Annotated in this window: 10 protein-coding genes and 1 pseudogene; 5 read left to right on the top strand and 6 right to left on the bottom strand. The window is 39.8% G+C overall.

All coding sequences use genetic code 11. The features are described from left to right. Positions 1-137 precede the first annotated feature (137 nt). The 4 genes from KSMBR1_RS10010 (at position 138) to rho (ending at position 6,094) form a co-directional block, all read left to right on the top strand. Entirely contained in the window at positions 138-656 is a 519-nt protein-coding gene (locus tag KSMBR1_RS10010; protein WP_157820513.1) for a lipocalin-like domain-containing protein, read from the top strand. A 799-nt stretch (positions 657-1,455) separates the two neighbouring features. After that, positions 1,456-4,119: a DNA polymerase I gene (gene polA, locus KSMBR1_RS09995; protein ID WP_099325203.1), complete on the top strand. Its 2,664-nt coding sequence runs from the start codon at positions 1,456-1,458 to the stop codon at positions 4,117-4,119. Beyond that, on the top strand, positions 4,119-4,730 hold the full coding sequence (coaE, locus tag KSMBR1_RS09990; RefSeq protein WP_157820512.1) for a dephospho-CoA kinase: 612 nt from the start codon (positions 4,119-4,121) through the stop codon (positions 4,728-4,730). The genes polA and coaE overlap by 1 nt, the downstream gene beginning before the upstream one ends. Positions 4,731-4,732: 2 nt before the next feature. Next, positions 4,733-6,094: a transcription termination factor Rho gene (gene rho / locus KSMBR1_RS09985; RefSeq protein ID WP_320409739.1), complete on the top strand. Its 1,362-nt coding sequence runs from the start codon at positions 4,733-4,735 to the stop codon at positions 6,092-6,094. Between the two features lie 1,027 nt (positions 6,095-7,121). On the opposite strand, the gene KSMBR1_RS09980 is transcribed toward rho, so the two are convergent. From KSMBR1_RS09980 to KSMBR1_RS09950, 6 genes and pseudogenes are all read right to left on the bottom strand, one after another. Continuing rightward, complete coding sequence (locus KSMBR1_RS09980) at positions 7,122-12,158, bottom strand: glycosyltransferase (RefSeq protein ID WP_099325201.1); 5,037 nt, start codon at positions 12,156-12,158, stop codon at positions 7,122-7,124. Then, a complete protein-coding gene (locus KSMBR1_RS09975; RefSeq protein WP_099325200.1) occupies positions 12,155-12,937 on the bottom strand; it encodes a class I SAM-dependent DNA methyltransferase in 783 nt (260 codons plus the stop codon). Before KSMBR1_RS09975 ends, KSMBR1_RS09980 begins: the two co-directional genes overlap by 4 nt. Further along, positions 12,934-14,067 (bottom strand): DegT/DnrJ/EryC1/StrS family aminotransferase, encoded by a 1,134-nt coding sequence (locus KSMBR1_RS09970; RefSeq protein WP_099325199.1) that lies wholly within the window; start codon positions 14,065-14,067, stop codon positions 12,934-12,936. The genes KSMBR1_RS09975 and KSMBR1_RS09970 overlap by 4 nt, the downstream gene beginning before the upstream one ends. Then, positions 14,064-14,360: pseudogene (locus KSMBR1_RS23385) on the bottom strand (four helix bundle protein); the annotation flags it as partial. The pseudogene KSMBR1_RS23385 and the gene KSMBR1_RS09970, both read right to left, overlap by 4 nt. Positions 14,361-14,637: 277 nt before the next feature. Next, positions 14,638-15,039: a cupin domain-containing protein gene (locus tag KSMBR1_RS09955; RefSeq protein ID WP_099325197.1), complete on the bottom strand. Its 402-nt coding sequence runs from the start codon at positions 15,037-15,039 to the stop codon at positions 14,638-14,640. A gap of 223 nt (positions 15,040-15,262) precedes the next feature. Next, complete coding sequence (locus tag KSMBR1_RS09950) at positions 15,263-15,880, bottom strand: hypothetical protein (RefSeq protein WP_157820511.1); 618 nt, start codon at positions 15,878-15,880, stop codon at positions 15,263-15,265. Between the two features lie 163 nt (positions 15,881-16,043). Here KSMBR1_RS09950 and KSMBR1_RS09945 point away from each other — a divergent pair, with 163 nt between their 5' ends. Continuing rightward, on the top strand, positions 16,044-17,147 hold the full coding sequence (locus tag KSMBR1_RS09945; protein WP_099323638.1) for an IS4-like element ISCku3 family transposase: 1,104 nt from the start codon (positions 16,044-16,046) through the stop codon (positions 17,145-17,147). Positions 17,148-17,246: the final 99 nt, after the last annotated feature.

The raw sequence follows: 17,246 nt of genomic DNA, 5'->3' as shown, positions 1-17,246 counted from the left end.
TCCGGAGGGAGAGAATGTCCTTTGCTGGCGAGGGTAGGGTGGGCAGAATTGAAATTTTGAATTTATTTCGAATTTAGAAATAAGGTAATATGTTTTTTATAAATCTTAACAAGTACTATTCAGGGAAAGGGGCTAATATGAAAAAGTATAGGGGAATTGTTGTGTTATTTGTTTTTACCCTGTTATTTGGATTCGGATGTGAAGAAAAAAACAAATCATCTTCTTCTGAATCAGCAGGGTTGTCAGGGACATGGTTGTTGGAAAAAGAAATTGTCGAAGGGTATGACATCGATGATGGAGAACGGGAAGACTGGAAAGAAACCAATGTGATTGATGAAGAAATTTTCCAGTTTAATGGTAATACCGCAAAATGGTACACCCATGAGAAAAAGTGCTACGAAGTGGACGATACCATTACTTATAAAATCTCCGGTAGTAGACTTATCGGTTCTTTTTGGGAGGGAACAGATGCGGAAGACGGCAATACTACCACATGGTCAACATCAATAGAATTTAAAAATAACTATCTTGTAATGACACGGACAGAAGATATAAAAGAACCTGGCTATGAATCTCACGAAAAAATTACACAGTATTTTAAAAAATACACTGGCACATTGCCACCTTCCGGATGGCCGAGACAACAATGCAAATGATTTTTTCCAAAAATGCTGTCCAATTTTCAAACATACAATATAAAGGTATGTAACACTTTGGTTTTAAAAAAAAACGTACTACCGATAAGCTCCGTAGGAGCGACCTGTCTCTTGTAAATCCATATTAAACAGGTCTGCCTGAATACGGACAGGCCGCTCCTACGGAGCTATTTACTCTATTGAATTTTATTGTGCTACAAACAGACCGCCCCTAACGGGGCTACATGGTATTTTTTCTATACCGTGAATTTTTCAAAAAGCTAAAATGTTACAATATTTACTTGTTTACGCCCCGCATGGATGAACATATCTATTTTTAAAATAAACCTTGCAGAGAAAATGAAAAAAACCGCTATAGGTAAATCAATGGCCGTTTTTTTAAAAATTAACGTGTATAGCAAAAATCCAAGAAACCTTGGTAAATGCGGTGTTGATTTTGCATATTTGACTTGACAAAACATTTATACATGGTAACATTTTTTGTAATTACGTTTCAGAAAGTATTCCATCCAATTTTTGCATAGCGGTAAATCAAATCCTTTTTTCCAGTCTGTGCATTTTCCGTTTTTTTCCATACGAAAACTGTTTTTTAATACCACAGTTGTTTTATTGAACAAGCTATTCCTTTTCCACTTTTTAGAGACCTGATTGTAAATAACATACAACATATCCTCTTTATTTACCTTACCAGCGCAATCACCCTGTCTGTCATATAGTTGTAAAATGCCAATAGCATTCTTTATGTAACATGACACACACGGTTTTGCATAGTAGAACCAAATTACAATACTAACCCAAAATGCCGGAACGGTTTTTTATCATCGATGGCCATTCTCATTGTTATCAGGCGTTTTATGCTATTACGGCAAAGCTGACAACGCCTGACGGCACACCGGCAAACGCAGTATATGGTTTTACAAGGATGTTGCTGAAATTGCTGCGGGAACAACGTCCTGACTATTTGGCGCTGGTATTTGACACAAAATATACTACAAACCGACATCAAAAATATAGTGACTACAAAGCAACCCGCAAGGAAACACCGGAAGATTTGCAAGTTCAGATCCCTTTAATTTATAAAGTTGTCAGAGCGTTTGGCATTCCGGTTTACGCGGCAAAGGGGTATGAAGCGGACGATGTGATTGGGTCGTTAGTGACCGTACTGGAAAAAAAAGAAATAGAAGTGGTAATTGTCACCTCGGACAAGGATTTGGAGCAATTAATCGGGCCGAAGGTAAAAATACTGCACGCAAAAAAAGGGGAGATTATTGATTCGGACGTGCTATTTACGCAAAAGGGCATTATGCCGAATCAGGTGGTTGATGTGCTGGCACTTGCGGGAGATGTTTCTGATAATATTCCCGGTGTTCCTGGTATTGGTAATAAAACCGCCCTCGATCTTATCAAAAAATGGGGGTCGCTGGAATCCGTACTTGCCAATGTTGGTCATATTTCCGGGAAAAAAAGACAGGAAAACCTGCGGACATTTGCCGACCAGGCCAGGTTCTCCAGGGAACTGCTGGATCTTTATAACGATATCCCCCTCACGGTGGATATGGAATCCTGCAGACTGTCCACCGGAGAGAATATAAAACTCAGGAAATTATTTCGATCTTTTGGATTCAATACCCTTCTCTCCGATATGGTAGCTACTGCAAATACAGAGGCGACACATTATTATCTCATAAATACTATTGAACAATTTCACGGGTTTCTTGAGCAGATAAGCAAAAAAGACGCCTTTGCAATAGATTTGGAAACAACCGGTACCGATCCCCTTAAAGCACACATTGTCGGACTTTCTTTTTCATGGGAACAGAAGGAAGCATATTATGTGCCTTTGATGGCGCCTGAAAACACAAGGCATTTAACGGCGGATATTGTTCTTCCTGAAATAAGAAAAGTCCTGGAAGACGAAAGTAAAAAGAAAATAGGACAAAATATCAAATATGATTTGCTTGTGCTGAAAAAACACAACATCGGGTTAAAAGGCATTTATTTTGATTCAATGATTGCTTCTTATCTGCTCAATCCGGCGAAAAGAAACCACAATCTTGATGACATTGCCTTTGAATACTTATCTTACAAAACAATAATGATCGCTGAATTAATCGGTTCCGGCAAACAGCAGATAACGATGGATAAAGTGCCGGTAGATAAGGTATGCCAATATGCCTGCCAGGACGCCGACATAACATTTCGCCTGGCGGAAACAATGGCGCCGTTATTAAAGAAAGAAGGATTATGGCAGCTTTTTCAGGAAATAGAGATTCCTCTGATTTATGTGTTGGCGGAAATGGAGGGGAATGGCATCTGTATTAATGCAGACTTTCTTCGGCAGATGTCCGGTGATTTAGCGGCACAATTGCAGTGTCTGGAAAAAGAAATCTATCGTGTTGCAGAGCAGGAGTTTAATATCAGTTCTCACAAACAATTGGGGGCAATCCTTTTTGATAAATTCCAATTACCAAAATTAAGGCGCACAAAAACAGGCGTATCAACAGATGCAAACGTGCTGGCTTCCCTTGCATGGCGTCATCCATTGCCAAAACTGGCGCTGGAATACCGGCAGCTTGCGAAGCTTAAAAGCACGTATGCAGACGCCTTGCCGAATCTCTTAAATCAGGATACAGGGAAAATCCATACGACCTTTAATCAAACAGTGACGTCAACTGGCCGCCTCAGCAGCAGTAATCCAAATCTTCAGAATATTCCGGTCAAAACAGATATTGGCAAACAAATTCGCAGGGCGTTTATTCCATCCGGAAAAAACGCAGTGTTCTTGTCGGCGGATTATTCGCAAATCGAGTTAAGGATACTTGCACATTTTTCTGAAGATACGGCGCTGATGGAGGCGTTCAGGGAAGATTTGGATATTCACGCTGCGGTGGCGTCCTCCATTTATCATGTTCCTCTGGAAAACGTAACGACAGAAATGCGGCGCAATGCGAAAGCGATAAACTTTGGCATTATTTACGGACTTAATGAATATGGGCTTTCACGGGATACCGGTCTTTCATTAAATGATGCAAAAGATTTTATCGATGCATATTTTACTTTGTATCAGGGGGTGCGGGAATTCAGGGATAAGGTAGTCGAAGAGGCGAAAGAAATGGGATATGTAAAAACACTTTTTAATAGAAAACGTGCCATTCCCGATATTAATGCAAAGAATAAACGGTTCAGAAACCTCGCGGAGCGTATTGCCATAAACACGATAATTCAAGGCTCCGCCGCTGATTTGATAAAGGTTGCAATGAACAATATTTATTCAAAATTGAAATGCGGGGATTATGAAGCACGCATGCTGCTGCAAATACATGATGAACTGCTTTTTGAAGTAGGGGTACAGGCGCTGGAGCAGACTCGTATAATGGTGCAGGAAGAAATGGGGCATGCCGTAACGCTCAGGGTTCCCGTTAAGGTGAATATCAAGACGGGGAAAAACTGGATGGAAACATAGTGCGCAACAGACCAAAAATTATTGGCATAACAGGAGGCATCGCCAGCGGAAAAAGTGCCATTGCCCGGATGCTGGCTTCGCTGGGAGCGGCACACATCGATGCCGATGAGATGTGCCATACACTGCTTTTAAGAGATGAGATTAAAAAAAATATAATAGAAACATATGGCAATACGGTGAAAAATGGCTATGGCGGAATAGACCGCAGACAACTGGCAGAGATCGTATTCAGGGATAAGGCCGGTTTGGATACTTTATGCTCGATATTGCATCCCATTATTATAAAACAAATCTATGCAAAAATTGACGACATAATACATCGCGGCAAAAAGCATGCTATCGTTATCGATGCTGCTTTATTAGAAGAATCGGGGCTTTCAATGGTATGTGATTATGTGGTATTTGTAAATACCGGCAAAGACCAACGGATAAAGCGAAGTCAAATCAGCAGGCACTGGAGCAAAGGAGAATTGGAAAAAAGAGAATCTTTCCAGATGGATCTGCAAGAGAAGAAAAACAAGGCGGATTATATTATTGATAATAATTTCTCGGTCGATAATACATTTCTGCAAGTCAAAAAATTCTGGCAACTTTATATAGAGGATAAATAGTTATGAAAGGTAAGGAGACAATGAATATGGTCTTGGACAGTAAAAAAGAAATAGAAGTAATAGATAAAGAAACAAATGAAAAATATGAGGAAATCAAACGCGGCAAAATGCACATAACAGAACTGCAAAAGAAAACAATCAAGGAATTACAGGATATCGCCAAGAAGGAAGGGCTTAAAGAATACACGGGATTAAAGAAGCAGGAACTGATCTTTAAAATCCTGAAGGAAAGAGTCAATCAAAATGGTCTGATGTACGGAGAAGGCGTAGTGGAGGTGCTTCCGGAGGGTTTTGGTTTTCTCCGTTCACCTGACTATAATTACCTGCCTTGCCCGGACGACATCTACATTTCGCCTTCGCAAATACGCCGTTTTGGCATTCGTACCGGCGCTGTTGTATCAGGGCAAATAAGGCCACCAAAGGATTCAGAACGGTATTTTGCATTGTTGCGTGTTGAGGCAATAAATTTTGAAAATCCGGAAATGATGGGAGATAAGATTGTTTTTGATGACCTGACTCCCCTTCACCCAACTGAAAGGCTTTTTTTAGAAAAAGATCCTGCTGAACTTGAGACAAGAATTATGGATTTTGTTACGCCTATCGGCAAAGGCCAGAGGGGTTTAATCGTAGCGCCTCCACGCACGGGGAAAACAGTGTTGCTTCAAAAAGTAGCAAATAGTATTACAAAAAACCATCCCGAAGCGTATTTGATTATCCTGCTCATCGATGAAAGGCCGGAAGAAGTTACGGATATGGACAGGTCGGTTGATGCGGAGGTTATAGGATCTACCTTCGATGAGCCGGCAAGCAGGCATATTCAGGTTGCGGAAATGGTAATAGAAAAGGCAAAACGCATGGTGGAATATGGCAAAGACGTTGTTGTGCTGCTCGATTCCATCACAAGACTGGCAAGGGCATACAACACAGAGATTCCCCACAGTGGCAAAATACTGTCCGGCGGTGTGGATGCAAGTGCCCTTCAGAAACCTAAAAGGTTTTTCGGGGCTGCAAGAAACATTGAAGAAGGCGGCAGCCTTACCATCATTGCAACCGCACTTGTTGATACGGGAAGCAGGATGGATGAGGTTATTTTTGAAGAGTTCAAGGGCACTGGCAATATGGAGCTTCATCTTGACAGGAAGCTGGCAGACCGCAGACTGTTTCCCGCAATTGATATTACCCGTTCAGGTACCCGCAAAGAAGAGTTAATTGTTAATGCAGACGAAATTAAACGCATCTGGATACTCAGAAAGGTGCTTAACGAAATGAATCCTATAGAAGCTATGGAATTATTAAAGAACAGGCTTTCAAAAACAAAAACAAATGCCGAATTTCTGATGACGATGAATATTAGCGGACTCTAACGGGGTGAATCTTTACAACAGTTTATTAATACACGCCTTCAAAAAATAAAAACGCTTTTTTCTGTACCTTCCTTTTACCAATTGACCCTTATTGAAAAATAACGGGCATATCTCAATGAAGAAAGTATGCAGCACTGAAAATTGGCACGAATAGGGGCATTATGCGAGTGTTCTGTTAATTTAGCCACCTTCCGTGATATTGCCTTTCATAAAGAACAAGGCAGTATGCCTAACACTTTAAATAGCGAAGAGAAAAGATGCAACAACACGGTCATATATTTTTTTAATGGTAACGGATGGAGCCCATGCACTCTGTCTCCTAATCAAGGGGGGAGCATTCCCGATTTTTTGTAAAAATGTCATTTAGCAGGGGGAGAGAATAGTAACTCAAGCTTCCAGCTTGAGGGCAAAATGCCACAAGCAGGATGCTTGTGTTACAATGTACAATTAGTTAACCAAAAAATCGGGAATGCTCCTGTTGTTCAAACAATGTCCCCCGCTGGCGGGGGTTCAGGGGGTGGACTGGATTTCTCCATCGATTCAACTACCCCTTTATTATGAAAACAAACTTGCCCCTCTTTCCTACGCTCCGCACACGGGTCAAATGGACAATTTTATCCTGTTTCGTGACATGCATTTCCACGCAAAGCTTAGGAATTAGAAGAAAAACTTATGGCTATTCATGTTATAAACCTTCCAGATTTCCTCCGCAGACAATTCCACCCCCTTATTCCCCCGCCAGCGGGGGACAGGCTTGTCACATCCCTTGCAGCGTAGTTTTGCCCCAATCACACAAACGGTTATAAAAAATCAGGAATGCACCCCTTCACAAATTTGTCTATCTGATACTATCGGCTCCTGAGACGCGTCAGATATTTGATTGTTTATTTTCCTTAAAGACATCGGGTGCATGGTGAAATATACGGCGCGGCCCGTCAGCTCTGTGTATGTCATAATATTTCACATTGTCAGCCATAAGTCTGTCCATGTCTTTTGCGTTCTCCGTCTTCTCTGCGGTATACCAGTGTTATGAAATTTTCAGGCTGGATATTTTTTCAAGATTTTGTTGCGCCTCTGCGTAATCAACGTCTATTGCCAATGCCTTTTCAAAGCAGTGCCTTGCATCATCATGCATTCTTTTCCTGAAATACAAAACGCCCAAATTGTTATAAATAGTGGCGTCAGCATTGTGTAATTCAACTGCCTTTCGGAAAGCAGCAATGGCATCGTCTACCTTTTGGGTATTTATGTATGAAAGGGCAAGATTGTAGTATGCGTCATAAAGGCGGGAAGTTTCTTCCGGCGGTAATTGTTGCTTGGGAGAAGGGCTTGTTTCGATGGCTTTTTTATATGCATCAATCGCTTCGTTGTAAGCACCACTTTGAAATGAAGCTTCCGCTCTATTAAATAGTCCTCTAATTTGTTTTTCCCGGTAAATTTTTATTCCCCGTTGTAAAACAACATTTCTTGTATAATCCATTACCTCTTTTCTACCGAATGTGGTTGACGAGCCATCTTCCCTCCAGGAATATTCACAGGTAATTTTCCTGATATGCGCAAATTGGAATTTTGTTGACATCCTTATCCATAAATCCCAGTCCTCGTGAGCACCAAGCGTTTCATCAAATATTCCTACAACGTCAATGCACGATTTATAATGCATAATACAGGGCGTCGGTATAAAATTACCCGTAAGGATACGATCATAGTCAAAGTCAAAAGAATAAGGTATCTCTTTGTTTTTTGTTATATATTTTCCGTGTTCCTTCTCTTGAAATGCCCTGTAAGCATCTGTATAAGCAACTTTATAAGTATTGTTTGTTTCCAGAAAGCTGACCAGTGTTTCAATATGGTCGGGATAAAAAATATCATCATCATCAAGATACGCAATATATTTACCAGAAGCATGTTTTATTGCAGTATTTCTTGCAGCAGAGCGATCTTTATTTATATTGTGAACGAAATATTTGATAGATAATCGATCCCTGAATGTATCAATGACATTTAGCACATCTATTCCGGCGTCGTTAACTACAATGGTTTCAATAAACTTGTACGTTTGTGCGACAATACTCTCCAGTGCAATCTTCAGGGTGCCTGGTCTGTTGTAAGTGGGAATAATGATGCTGACTAATGGTAACTTCGCGATGGGTTTCTCTTGGATATCCTTTAACTTTTTATATTTTTCTTGAATAACAAGTGTTTCTTGTTGGGTTAGTTCCTGGTTTCTATATTCTGCACTTTGTGGAGATCTTAGATATAATCCCAGATATTCAGGAATATGTTTAAAATGATATTTTTGGGAAATTCTTAACCAAAATTCATAGTCTCCGGCGACCTGGAATATATCATCAAAATAGCCAAACTCACTATGAACTAACTTTCTCCACATCGGTTGTGGTCCAATGCTGCATACTTTTAACAAATAATTTCTGTTGAAATCTGGCCATTGGAAGACACCAACTGGTTTGTGGTGTTCAAAGGTCTCATTTTCTGTTTCGGTAATAATTTGATTCCCGTATACCAATACAACATCAGGGTTTTCATCCAATTCATTTGCTAAAATTTCCAAACCATCCTTGCGGTGGCGGTCATCCGTATTGGCATTAGTGATATATTCTCCTTTGGCAATTTTGATTGCCCGGTTCCAGGCGGCATAAATGGTTTCCCGTTTTTCAGTCCGTATATAAACAATGTCCCTGTATGATTTTTGAAACTCATCAACAATAGCTTGTTCATTTTGCGGTGAACAACTGTCTATCACAATAATTTCCAGTGCACCCTTCTTGTATGATGTTTGATTTGTCAAATCCTCTAAACAACCACGGATAAATCGTTCGGAATTGTATGTCGATACTATTGCAGAAACTTTAATATCTGAACTTTTCTCTTCTGATACATGGATTAGTTGCTCAAGATATTCCAAGTTCTCCTTTGCAATTTGATTGTTAGAATCATTCCTTAAAACTTTGTTTAAAATTTCTCTTGCGTTAAATAGGTTATTTTCTGAGATTTCTATAACCGCAAGATCATTAAGTGCATCAATGTGCCTATCATCGATCTCTAAGATATTTTTCAATATCTCACGTGCATTCGAATATTCCTTCTGTTCAATTAGTTTCTCAGCTTCTAAAAATAATTTATGTAAAGATACCTGATTTTCTAAATATTTAACATTCTCAAGTGCAACATTATTAGAAGGATCAAGTTCAAGAATTTTTTGTAAAACTTCTCGTGCTGATTCCCAATTTTTTTCAAGAATTTCCGTTACTGCAAAATTGTTAAGTGCTTTTACATTATTTGGTGACTGGTTAAGAACTTTTGCTAATAGTTCTTTTGCCTTTTTAGCATTACCCTCTTGCAATGCTTGTTTGGCTTGAAGATTAAGCATTTCTAATAGATGTTGAAAATCTGCCTCTGTTCTTCCGGATATTCCAGAACAAGCTTCAGTCGTAACGGCAGTAGTTCCAAGTGCAGTCGCCCCCGCTGGCAACGGTGCGTGATCTTTAACGTTCACTTGTTTCTTTATGTATTCGAGGCTTTCAATAGCAGTTTTATTTGCCGGATGTAATTGTAATACCTTGGTTAACACCTTTCCGGCGACTTCAAAATCGTTTCTTGCAATTCTGATTTTAGCAATAGCATTCAAGGCATCCACGGAATTCTTGTCAATTTCTAAAACCTTTTCCAATATCTTATATGCTTCAGCATATTGCTTTTGTCCTACTAATTTTTCTGCTTCTAAAACTGCCTTGTATAAAACAAGGTGTCTTTCCAATTGTTTAGTATTTTCCAGCGCAACCTTGTTGGAAGGGTCAAGATATAAAACCTTTCTTAAGGCTTCTGTTGCCGCATCCCAATTCTTTTCAAGGATTTCAATAACTGCAAGATTATTAAGCGCTTTTATATTGTCCGGTAACTGATTAAGAATTTTCGACAATAGTTCCTTAGCTTTCTGTATATTACCGTCTTGCAATTCTTGTTTGACTAGTAAATTAAGAAATTCCAAAGATTTTTCCGTGCTGATACTCAACACGTCAGCCGATGACACCTGTCCTGCTTTCCCGTAGGAACTATCACTTTGCCATTTTCTCAACAAAGAATTCATCTTATCAAGGAATGGATGAATCGTTTTATTCAAATCTAATTTGTTTTCAAAAAAGCCATAGCATCGTTCTTTGTATGCAAAAGGGGCTTCGCACAAGGCTCCTGGGTTTATACCATCGCCACTTTTAAGCGATATACCAAGACCATACGACTCTACGTATCTGCTCATTTCGCCAATCTCATTGATAAGCAACGGCAAGCCATGCTGAAGATATGTAGCTATCTTACCGGATGCCATTCCGAGGTAAGTTAGATTATTACCGGTAAAAATACCTTGTTTGGTTGCTCTGTAGAGCGCTATGCCTAAATCGCAGGAATGTAATAATATATGCATATCTTGCACTAATTTAACAGGGTCAAACGAAAAGTAAATATTTGGTTTGTTTTTGTAGCGTTCGTATATGGTATGCACTCCACCATCAAGTCCGTAACGATTGTGCAAAACCAGCACCCACTCAGGATCCCAGCGTGAAACGCTTTCTATAAGTTCTTCCGCCATTGTCCATTTATCAATACTACCCGCCAAAAGGGCTATTTTCTTTCTGTGGTCTATTCCGAATTTATCGTGAAAATACCAACACCTTTCACCGCGTTTTACGGCACGTCCGGCAACCGGAATGTTAATTATTTTTTCCAGTGGAATCCTGTTTTCCTTCGATAATTGAGCGGAGCGAATCTCATCCTGACAGATAGCAAAAGAAATATTCTGACACGCGTGTATTTCAGTCTGTTTGAATTGCACACCGGCTTCATCAGCAAAAAATATTTCATAAGAGATCAACCCACAAGGAACTTCCAGTGCACTAGCGATAATTGAAGCTTCAATAATACCACGGTCAACCCCAACCACGAGATCATAGTCCTTGTAAACACTTCGTACATGTAGTGCTAATTCTTGCGGGGAAAAAAACACTTTTGAAGCCAATAAGCATACTCCAGCGGTACTATCTCGTGTCCCATCGAAAAGGAACATCTGTGATCCATAGCACAGAGCCTTCTGAGCAATCGTTTCATGCTTCAGAGAAAAAACATCTGCACTGCAACCGTTTTCACATAGAATTTCCACAATTCCGCTCAGATTAGGGTTGTTGTGCAAGTTTCCTTCCGGGTGGACAATCAATATTTTTTTGTCTTTTTTATTGTAAAAAGACTTGCCGGACCATTTTTCTTTAAAGGAAGACAACTCCCCCTCCGTATAAAAATGTTTTGAATACCTGGAATCGTATATTTTATCAACTATCTGTCCAGGGATACGCAATGAATTTACTACTTCTTTGTAGTATTCGTTATACCACTTATCTGACCCTATATTTTCTTTTACGATAGTAAAATCATGTATGTCTAAAAACTGCCGAAAAGCTTCCTTGTGAATTTCAGATAATTTCTCCAACTTAATGACAAGAATATCTGCCTTTTCCGTTTGAAATATTTGATAACCATTCGTCTTGCTAAAGTCATGTGAATAGACGTCAAATCCGAATACTTCCTTGATCTCTTTGTCAAACCAACTGCAGGCATAATCAGTTGATTCGTCAAATTTAATGATCATGTTGTATAAATATGTTTTAATTTCTATCAGGGCATTTTTACTATCAAGTGTTCTAATTTGTGGGAAATCGCGCTCTATGTTTTGAAATAGATCAGATATATCCCTGGCTATGGGATCTCTAACAAGGGTAATAACTTTCCATTTCTGCTCTCGTGTGGAATTTTCAATCTCGATACATATCTGTTTCGATTCGTAAATATGGTTAGGAACTTCTATATATGGAAGGCTTCGGTAGTAATCTTCCACACTCTTTATCCCGCTTTTTGACAAAAAATGTGCGTGGTAAACTCTGTTATAAAGATTCAGTCTCTGCAATGACTTCAAAATTGCTGTGGAGCCTACTTTGCCCATTTGATAGACAAGGATGGGTGGCAAGGATTTGTTATTTTTTTCCTGACGCGGTTTCATTTAGCAACCGCCATTTGCTTTGTAGCGACAAAATAAGCCTTCCATGTATTTAAACCTAAAGGATTGTCCGTCATCCATTCGGCACATTCTAAAGTGTTTAATCCTGAAACAGATACTAATTCATCTATCTCCGGCTTAAATAAATACCGCATAGGGTGGGTTTCCCTGATTTCAGTAACATTATTGGTAACTTTGTCAATGACGAATACGTGATACTTTACATGCACCTTATTCTCGTTTGGAAATATTTCCGGTTCTGCAATCCTGATTATTCTGGTATCTTTACTCTCTACTCGCTTAATTCTCGTTTCAGGTCGCACATGCAATACTGCAGGTCCGTACCAACAATCAAAAATAAAAAGCCCATTATTATTCAGATGTATCTTTACAGTTTCAAAAACAGATTTCAAGTCCGCATTAGTAATTTGGTAACTGATTACATGAAACAGCGAAATAACAATGTCATAGGTTTTATTTGCTCTGTAGATGCGAACATCACCTTCATGGAACTCCAGGCAATTTTTAAATTTATCGATATCTGTAAGTTTTGAGTTCGCTTTTTTGATGTTAGATCCGGAACAGTCTATGCCGGTAATATCGTATCCTTTTTGTGCTAAGAGAAAATCATGGGTTCCCGTGCCGCACCCGAGATTCAGGATTGATTTTGCATTTGGCCGGTATTTTTTAATGATAGTATCAATAAAACCCGCCTCGGAAGCATAATCTTTGTCGTTATAGAGAATATCATAATACTCGGAGTATTTATCAAAAACCTTCATGCCAGCACCTCGTGTAGCGCCCGGGAAACTTCATTTATTTGGTTATCCGTTAAGGCAAGACCGCTGGGGATATAAAATCCACGGCGGGAAATCCTTTCAGCAACTGGATGAGATTCTCCTTTAAAGAACCCCATCTTTTTGAATACCGGCTGTTCATGCATCGGCCAGAAAAACGGACGGGTACCGATGCCTTTCTCACCCAATCGTTTCATGGCTTCTTCTGCGTCAAAAGGGATTTCGTCTTTTAGCACAATGCCATAAACCCAATAGATGTTTTCTGCATAATCCGTTTTTTGTACCGGCAGGTCAATTGATTTAATGTCGGATAGAAGTTCGGTGTATTTTTGTCCCATTTTGCGTTTTTTTATAACAAACACATCCAGTTGTTCCATCTGTGCTATTCCAACGGCTGCCTGAAGATTGGTCATTCGAAAATTCCAGCCAAGTTCCTCATGAACAAATCTTTTCTTAGCCAGAAAACAGAGGTTTCTCAAAGAGCGGCATTTCTCTGCTAACGCGTCACTATCGGTCAAAATCATTCCCCCTTCGCCGGTGGTTACATGCTTGTTAGGGTAAAAACTCATTGTGCTTATATCGCCATAACTGCCACATGGCTGCCCCTTATATGTTTGCCCTAGCATCTCTGCCGCATCTTCAATAATCAAGAGACGGTATTTTTCTGCCAGTTCTAATATTGGTTCCATATCCACGGGAAGGCCGTAGATATGAACCACCATAATCGCCTTTATTTTCTTGTTCCCTTTCCTATCAATCTCATCCTTAAGCTTAATCTTGAGTTTCTCCGCATCAATATTCCAGGTAATGGGGTCAGAGTCTATCAAAACTGGCATTGCACCGGCACGAACGACAGCAGCAGCACAGGATATTATGGTAAAGGTGGGTATAATAACCTCATCTCCCTCTCCGATGCCGAGGGCTGCAACCGCCGCCTCCAGCGCAACAGAGCCGTTGCTTACGGCGATTCCATGCCTTCTGGATACACGCGCAGCAATACCCTGTTCAAACTGGCGGACAAAAGGCCCTTCCGAAGATATCCAGCCGGTATCGATGCATTCTGCCAGGTATTTCTTTTCATTGCCGGTTAGCAGTGGTTCGTTGACGGGGATCATAGTTTGGTATATCCAGGTTGAGGTTGAGGTTGAGGTTGAGATTTTAGGGATTTGATGAGGCGATTAATAGATTCATATAATTTGTTTAGCTTGTGGTCAATCATACTTATATCTGCCTGGTGAAAATATCTTACTATCAAACCATATCCCAGGTGGTTTTGCGTCTCTGCTACTGAACCTCTGGAAAAATAATAGAAATTAATTTTGTCGTTTATATGATACCGACCAAATGCCTCTGCAATGTTTGCGGGGATACTTAAAGCTGCCCGTCGTATTTGAGAAGTTAGACGGGAGCATTCCCGATTTTTTGTAAGTGTTCATGGAGTTGGGGCAAAACAACCCTGACAGGGTTTGAAACCCTGTCAGGGTTAACACTACTGTACGTTTTATTAAAACATGGCGGAAGTCACAAAAAATCGGGAATGCACCCAGTTAGACCATAATCCTCTTTCTTTGGAAGAGATTCCGTTAGCCGGAGAACTGATTCTGCCATCTCCATTGCCTCACTCCATATAGGCATTTCCCTGAAACTTTTATACATTCCTCAACCTCAATCTCAATCTTTATCTCTTAAAACCTCTCCTTATCCTCTTCACCAGCGTAGGGTCCCTGTTTAACCTCAATCATTTCTGTATCTTCAAGCATCAAAAAATCATGGCCGCCTGAGACAAGCAGGATTACATCGCCTGCTTTTAATGTCCTGCAATCCAGATATTGTTTTTCTTCATTGTAGAAATTTATCTTAACCTTGCCCTTTTTTATAAACAAGGTTTCCTGCGTATATTTAACATTTCTTGGAACGGGTTTATGGATATGCGCCTGAATTGTATATCCGGCAGGACGTTTCATATATGCAAGCTGCTGTGAGAAATTATCAGGCGTTAAGAATTCAATGCCCTCTTTTTCATATTCAGCATAGATGATAATTGCTATCATGCGATAGTCATCGAATATTTGTTCTATTTTATTCATGTTTTTAACATATCAAACCAGCATATCAGGGGATATATTATTACTAGTATAACGTTTCATTAAAATATCTACATTGATACCGTCATTGCGAGCTACAGCGAAGCAATCTTAAGTCTTTTGGGAACAAGAGATTGCTTCGTCGCTCCACTCCTCGCAATGACATTTTTTGTAGGTTTTTCTTTGTACTACTATCCATCAATTTCTTGTTTTTTATGCGTGTTTTTCATGCCGCCATTTCCGTAAGTGCTTTAATATCAAGGGCTGAAGCGGTCATCAGTGAACAAGAGAACTTCTGGCCTTTCTCCGTCAAAACATAGCGGTTGGCCCTCGGAACTTTGCGGATTAGACCGTGTGCCCGCAGCATCTTTATCCGTCGGGTCGTTCGTCCGGAATATTTCTTTTGCTGATCCTTGCCGGATTGTTCGGATTCCCGGTAAAGCCACTTACGCAAATCATGGTTGCGGAATCCATTTATCGCGTTTTCGCCTTTGGACAGGAACATCAGCATCTGGTAATCATCCTGCTGCCAGGGATTCAAACCTCGATACCTCTTGCCCTCTTTGACAACCTTGTTACAAGCGCTGCTCACCACTTCTTTCAGTTTCTCCTCTACCTGAGCCGCCGCCAAAGCATCCCCATAACGATCATTGCATTGTTGGCTCACCTCACACCGTCGATGAAGATCGCTTACGCCCTTACGCATCTTCTGCCATGACGCCGGTTTGCCTTCATCATCATTGGGACTCCGAAAGACCTTAAAGTCCCGCGTATTATTGATCGTTGTCTCAATACGCAAGAGACTACCGCTCTTGTTATACATCTTCACTGAATTATAATTCACACTGTGCTTGACCCGTATACCTTCATAGCGTCTTCGATAGTCGCTGATAACCTCATCAGGGGCAGCGCCTCATAAGCGCTAACTTGTTTTATTGACAAATTTTATTCATCATGGTATTTTTATGTTAATTATCCCGCTAATCACTCTATAGGAGGATAAAGCCATGATGAGAGAAGATTGGGATCTTCTAAGAACTTTCTTCCCAAACGATTGGAAAAGTTTAGCCGTTGATACAAATGCTTTAAAAGGCTTGCGCAAGGATAAATCTGAAGAAAAGCTTCTTCGAACATTATTAATTCATTTAGGATGTGGCTATTCATTGCGTGAAACAGTAGTTCGAGCCAAGCGTGCTAACTTAGCAGATTTATCCGATGTTGCCTTATTAAAGCGATTAAAAAAGAGCAAAGAATGGCTATATAAATTATGTTTATCTTTATTCCGTGAGCGTGGCCTCCAAATTAATAAACGGAATAATTTTCATCTTCGCTTATTTGATGCAACAACAGTAAAGGAACCTGGGAAAACAGGAAGTCTTTGGCGCATTCATTATAGTATTGAGGTTCCTTCATTATCTTGCGATTTCTTTAAACTTACGGGAACTGAAGGAGAAGGCACAGGAGAATCTTTTCGGCAGTTTCCGATGAAAAAAGATGATTATATTATAGCTGACAGAGGTTACTGTACTGGCCAAGGAATTCATCATGCAACAAGGAAAGGCGCTTATCTTAGCGTTAGAGTTAATTCGCAATCTCTACGGATATTCGGCGAAGAAAAGAAACCCTTTCCTTTATTGAAAGAAATCCAATATTTAAAAAGACCCCTTGCTATAAAATCATGGAACGTTTTTATTCCAAACGTTGATAATACTGAATATGTCAAAGGTCGTCTTTGTATAATACACAAAACAGAAGAAGCCATTAAAATAGCTCATAAAAAACTTAAAAGACATGCAAGCAAAAAGGGCATTGAACTAAAACCGGAGACCCTTATTTATGCCAAGTACGTAATAGTATTCACAACGTTTCCTGAAAATCAATTTACCGCTTTTGATATCTTAGAATGGTATCGAGTTCGATGGCAAATTGAACTGGTCTTTAAAAGATTTAAACAAATAGCACAATTTGGACACTTACCTAAATACGATGATGATAGCTCAAAAGCTTGGCTTTATGGCAAACTATTCGTTGCTCTTTTGACAGAAAAACTAATAGATTTTGCTACGTCTTTTTCCCCCTGGGGATACTTCATTGTCAAGCAAGAAGACTAAAAGCAAATGGCGTGAATTTGCTTTTATGCTTAATCAAGTAAAACGGGCTATAGAACCAGCGTTATCATTACAGGAAGTTCTTAAGTGCTGGAATGACAT

Source organism: Candidatus Kuenenia stuttgartiensis (genome assembly GCF_900232105.1).
GTDB lineage: Bacteria > Planctomycetota > Brocadiia > Brocadiales > Brocadiaceae > Kuenenia > Kuenenia stuttgartiensis_A.
This window is presented reverse-complemented; position numbering and strand designations above follow the sequence as displayed.

What these genes read in the sequence shown, in the direction of transcription:
- KSMBR1_RS09945 (WP_099323638.1), top strand. Translation starts at nt 16,044, where the DNA reads ATGATGAGAGAAGATTGGGATCTTCTAAGAACTTTCTTCCCAAACGAT.
- KSMBR1_RS09955 (WP_099325197.1), bottom strand. Translation starts at nt 15,039, where the DNA reads ATGAATAAAATAGAACAAATATTCGATGACTATCGCATGATAGCAATT.
- KSMBR1_RS10010 (WP_157820513.1), top strand. Translation starts at nt 138, where the DNA reads ATGAAAAAGTATAGGGGAATTGTTGTGTTATTTGTTTTTACCCTGTTA.
- KSMBR1_RS09970 (WP_099325199.1), bottom strand. Translation starts at nt 14,067, where the DNA reads ATGATCCCCGTCAACGAACCACTGCTAACCGGCAATGAAAAGAAATAC.
- polA (WP_099325203.1), top strand. Translation starts at nt 1,456, where the DNA reads ATGCCGGAACGGTTTTTTATCATCGATGGCCATTCTCATTGTTATCAG.
- KSMBR1_RS09980 (WP_099325201.1), bottom strand. Translation starts at nt 12,158, where the DNA reads ATGAAACCGCGTCAGGAAAAAAATAACAAATCCTTGCCACCCATCCTT.
- KSMBR1_RS09975 (WP_099325200.1), bottom strand. Translation starts at nt 12,937, where the DNA reads ATGAAGGTTTTTGATAAATACTCCGAGTATTATGATATTCTCTATAAC.
- rho (WP_320409739.1), top strand. Translation starts at nt 4,733, where the DNA reads ATGAAAGGTAAGGAGACAATGAATATGGTCTTGGACAGTAAAAAAGAA.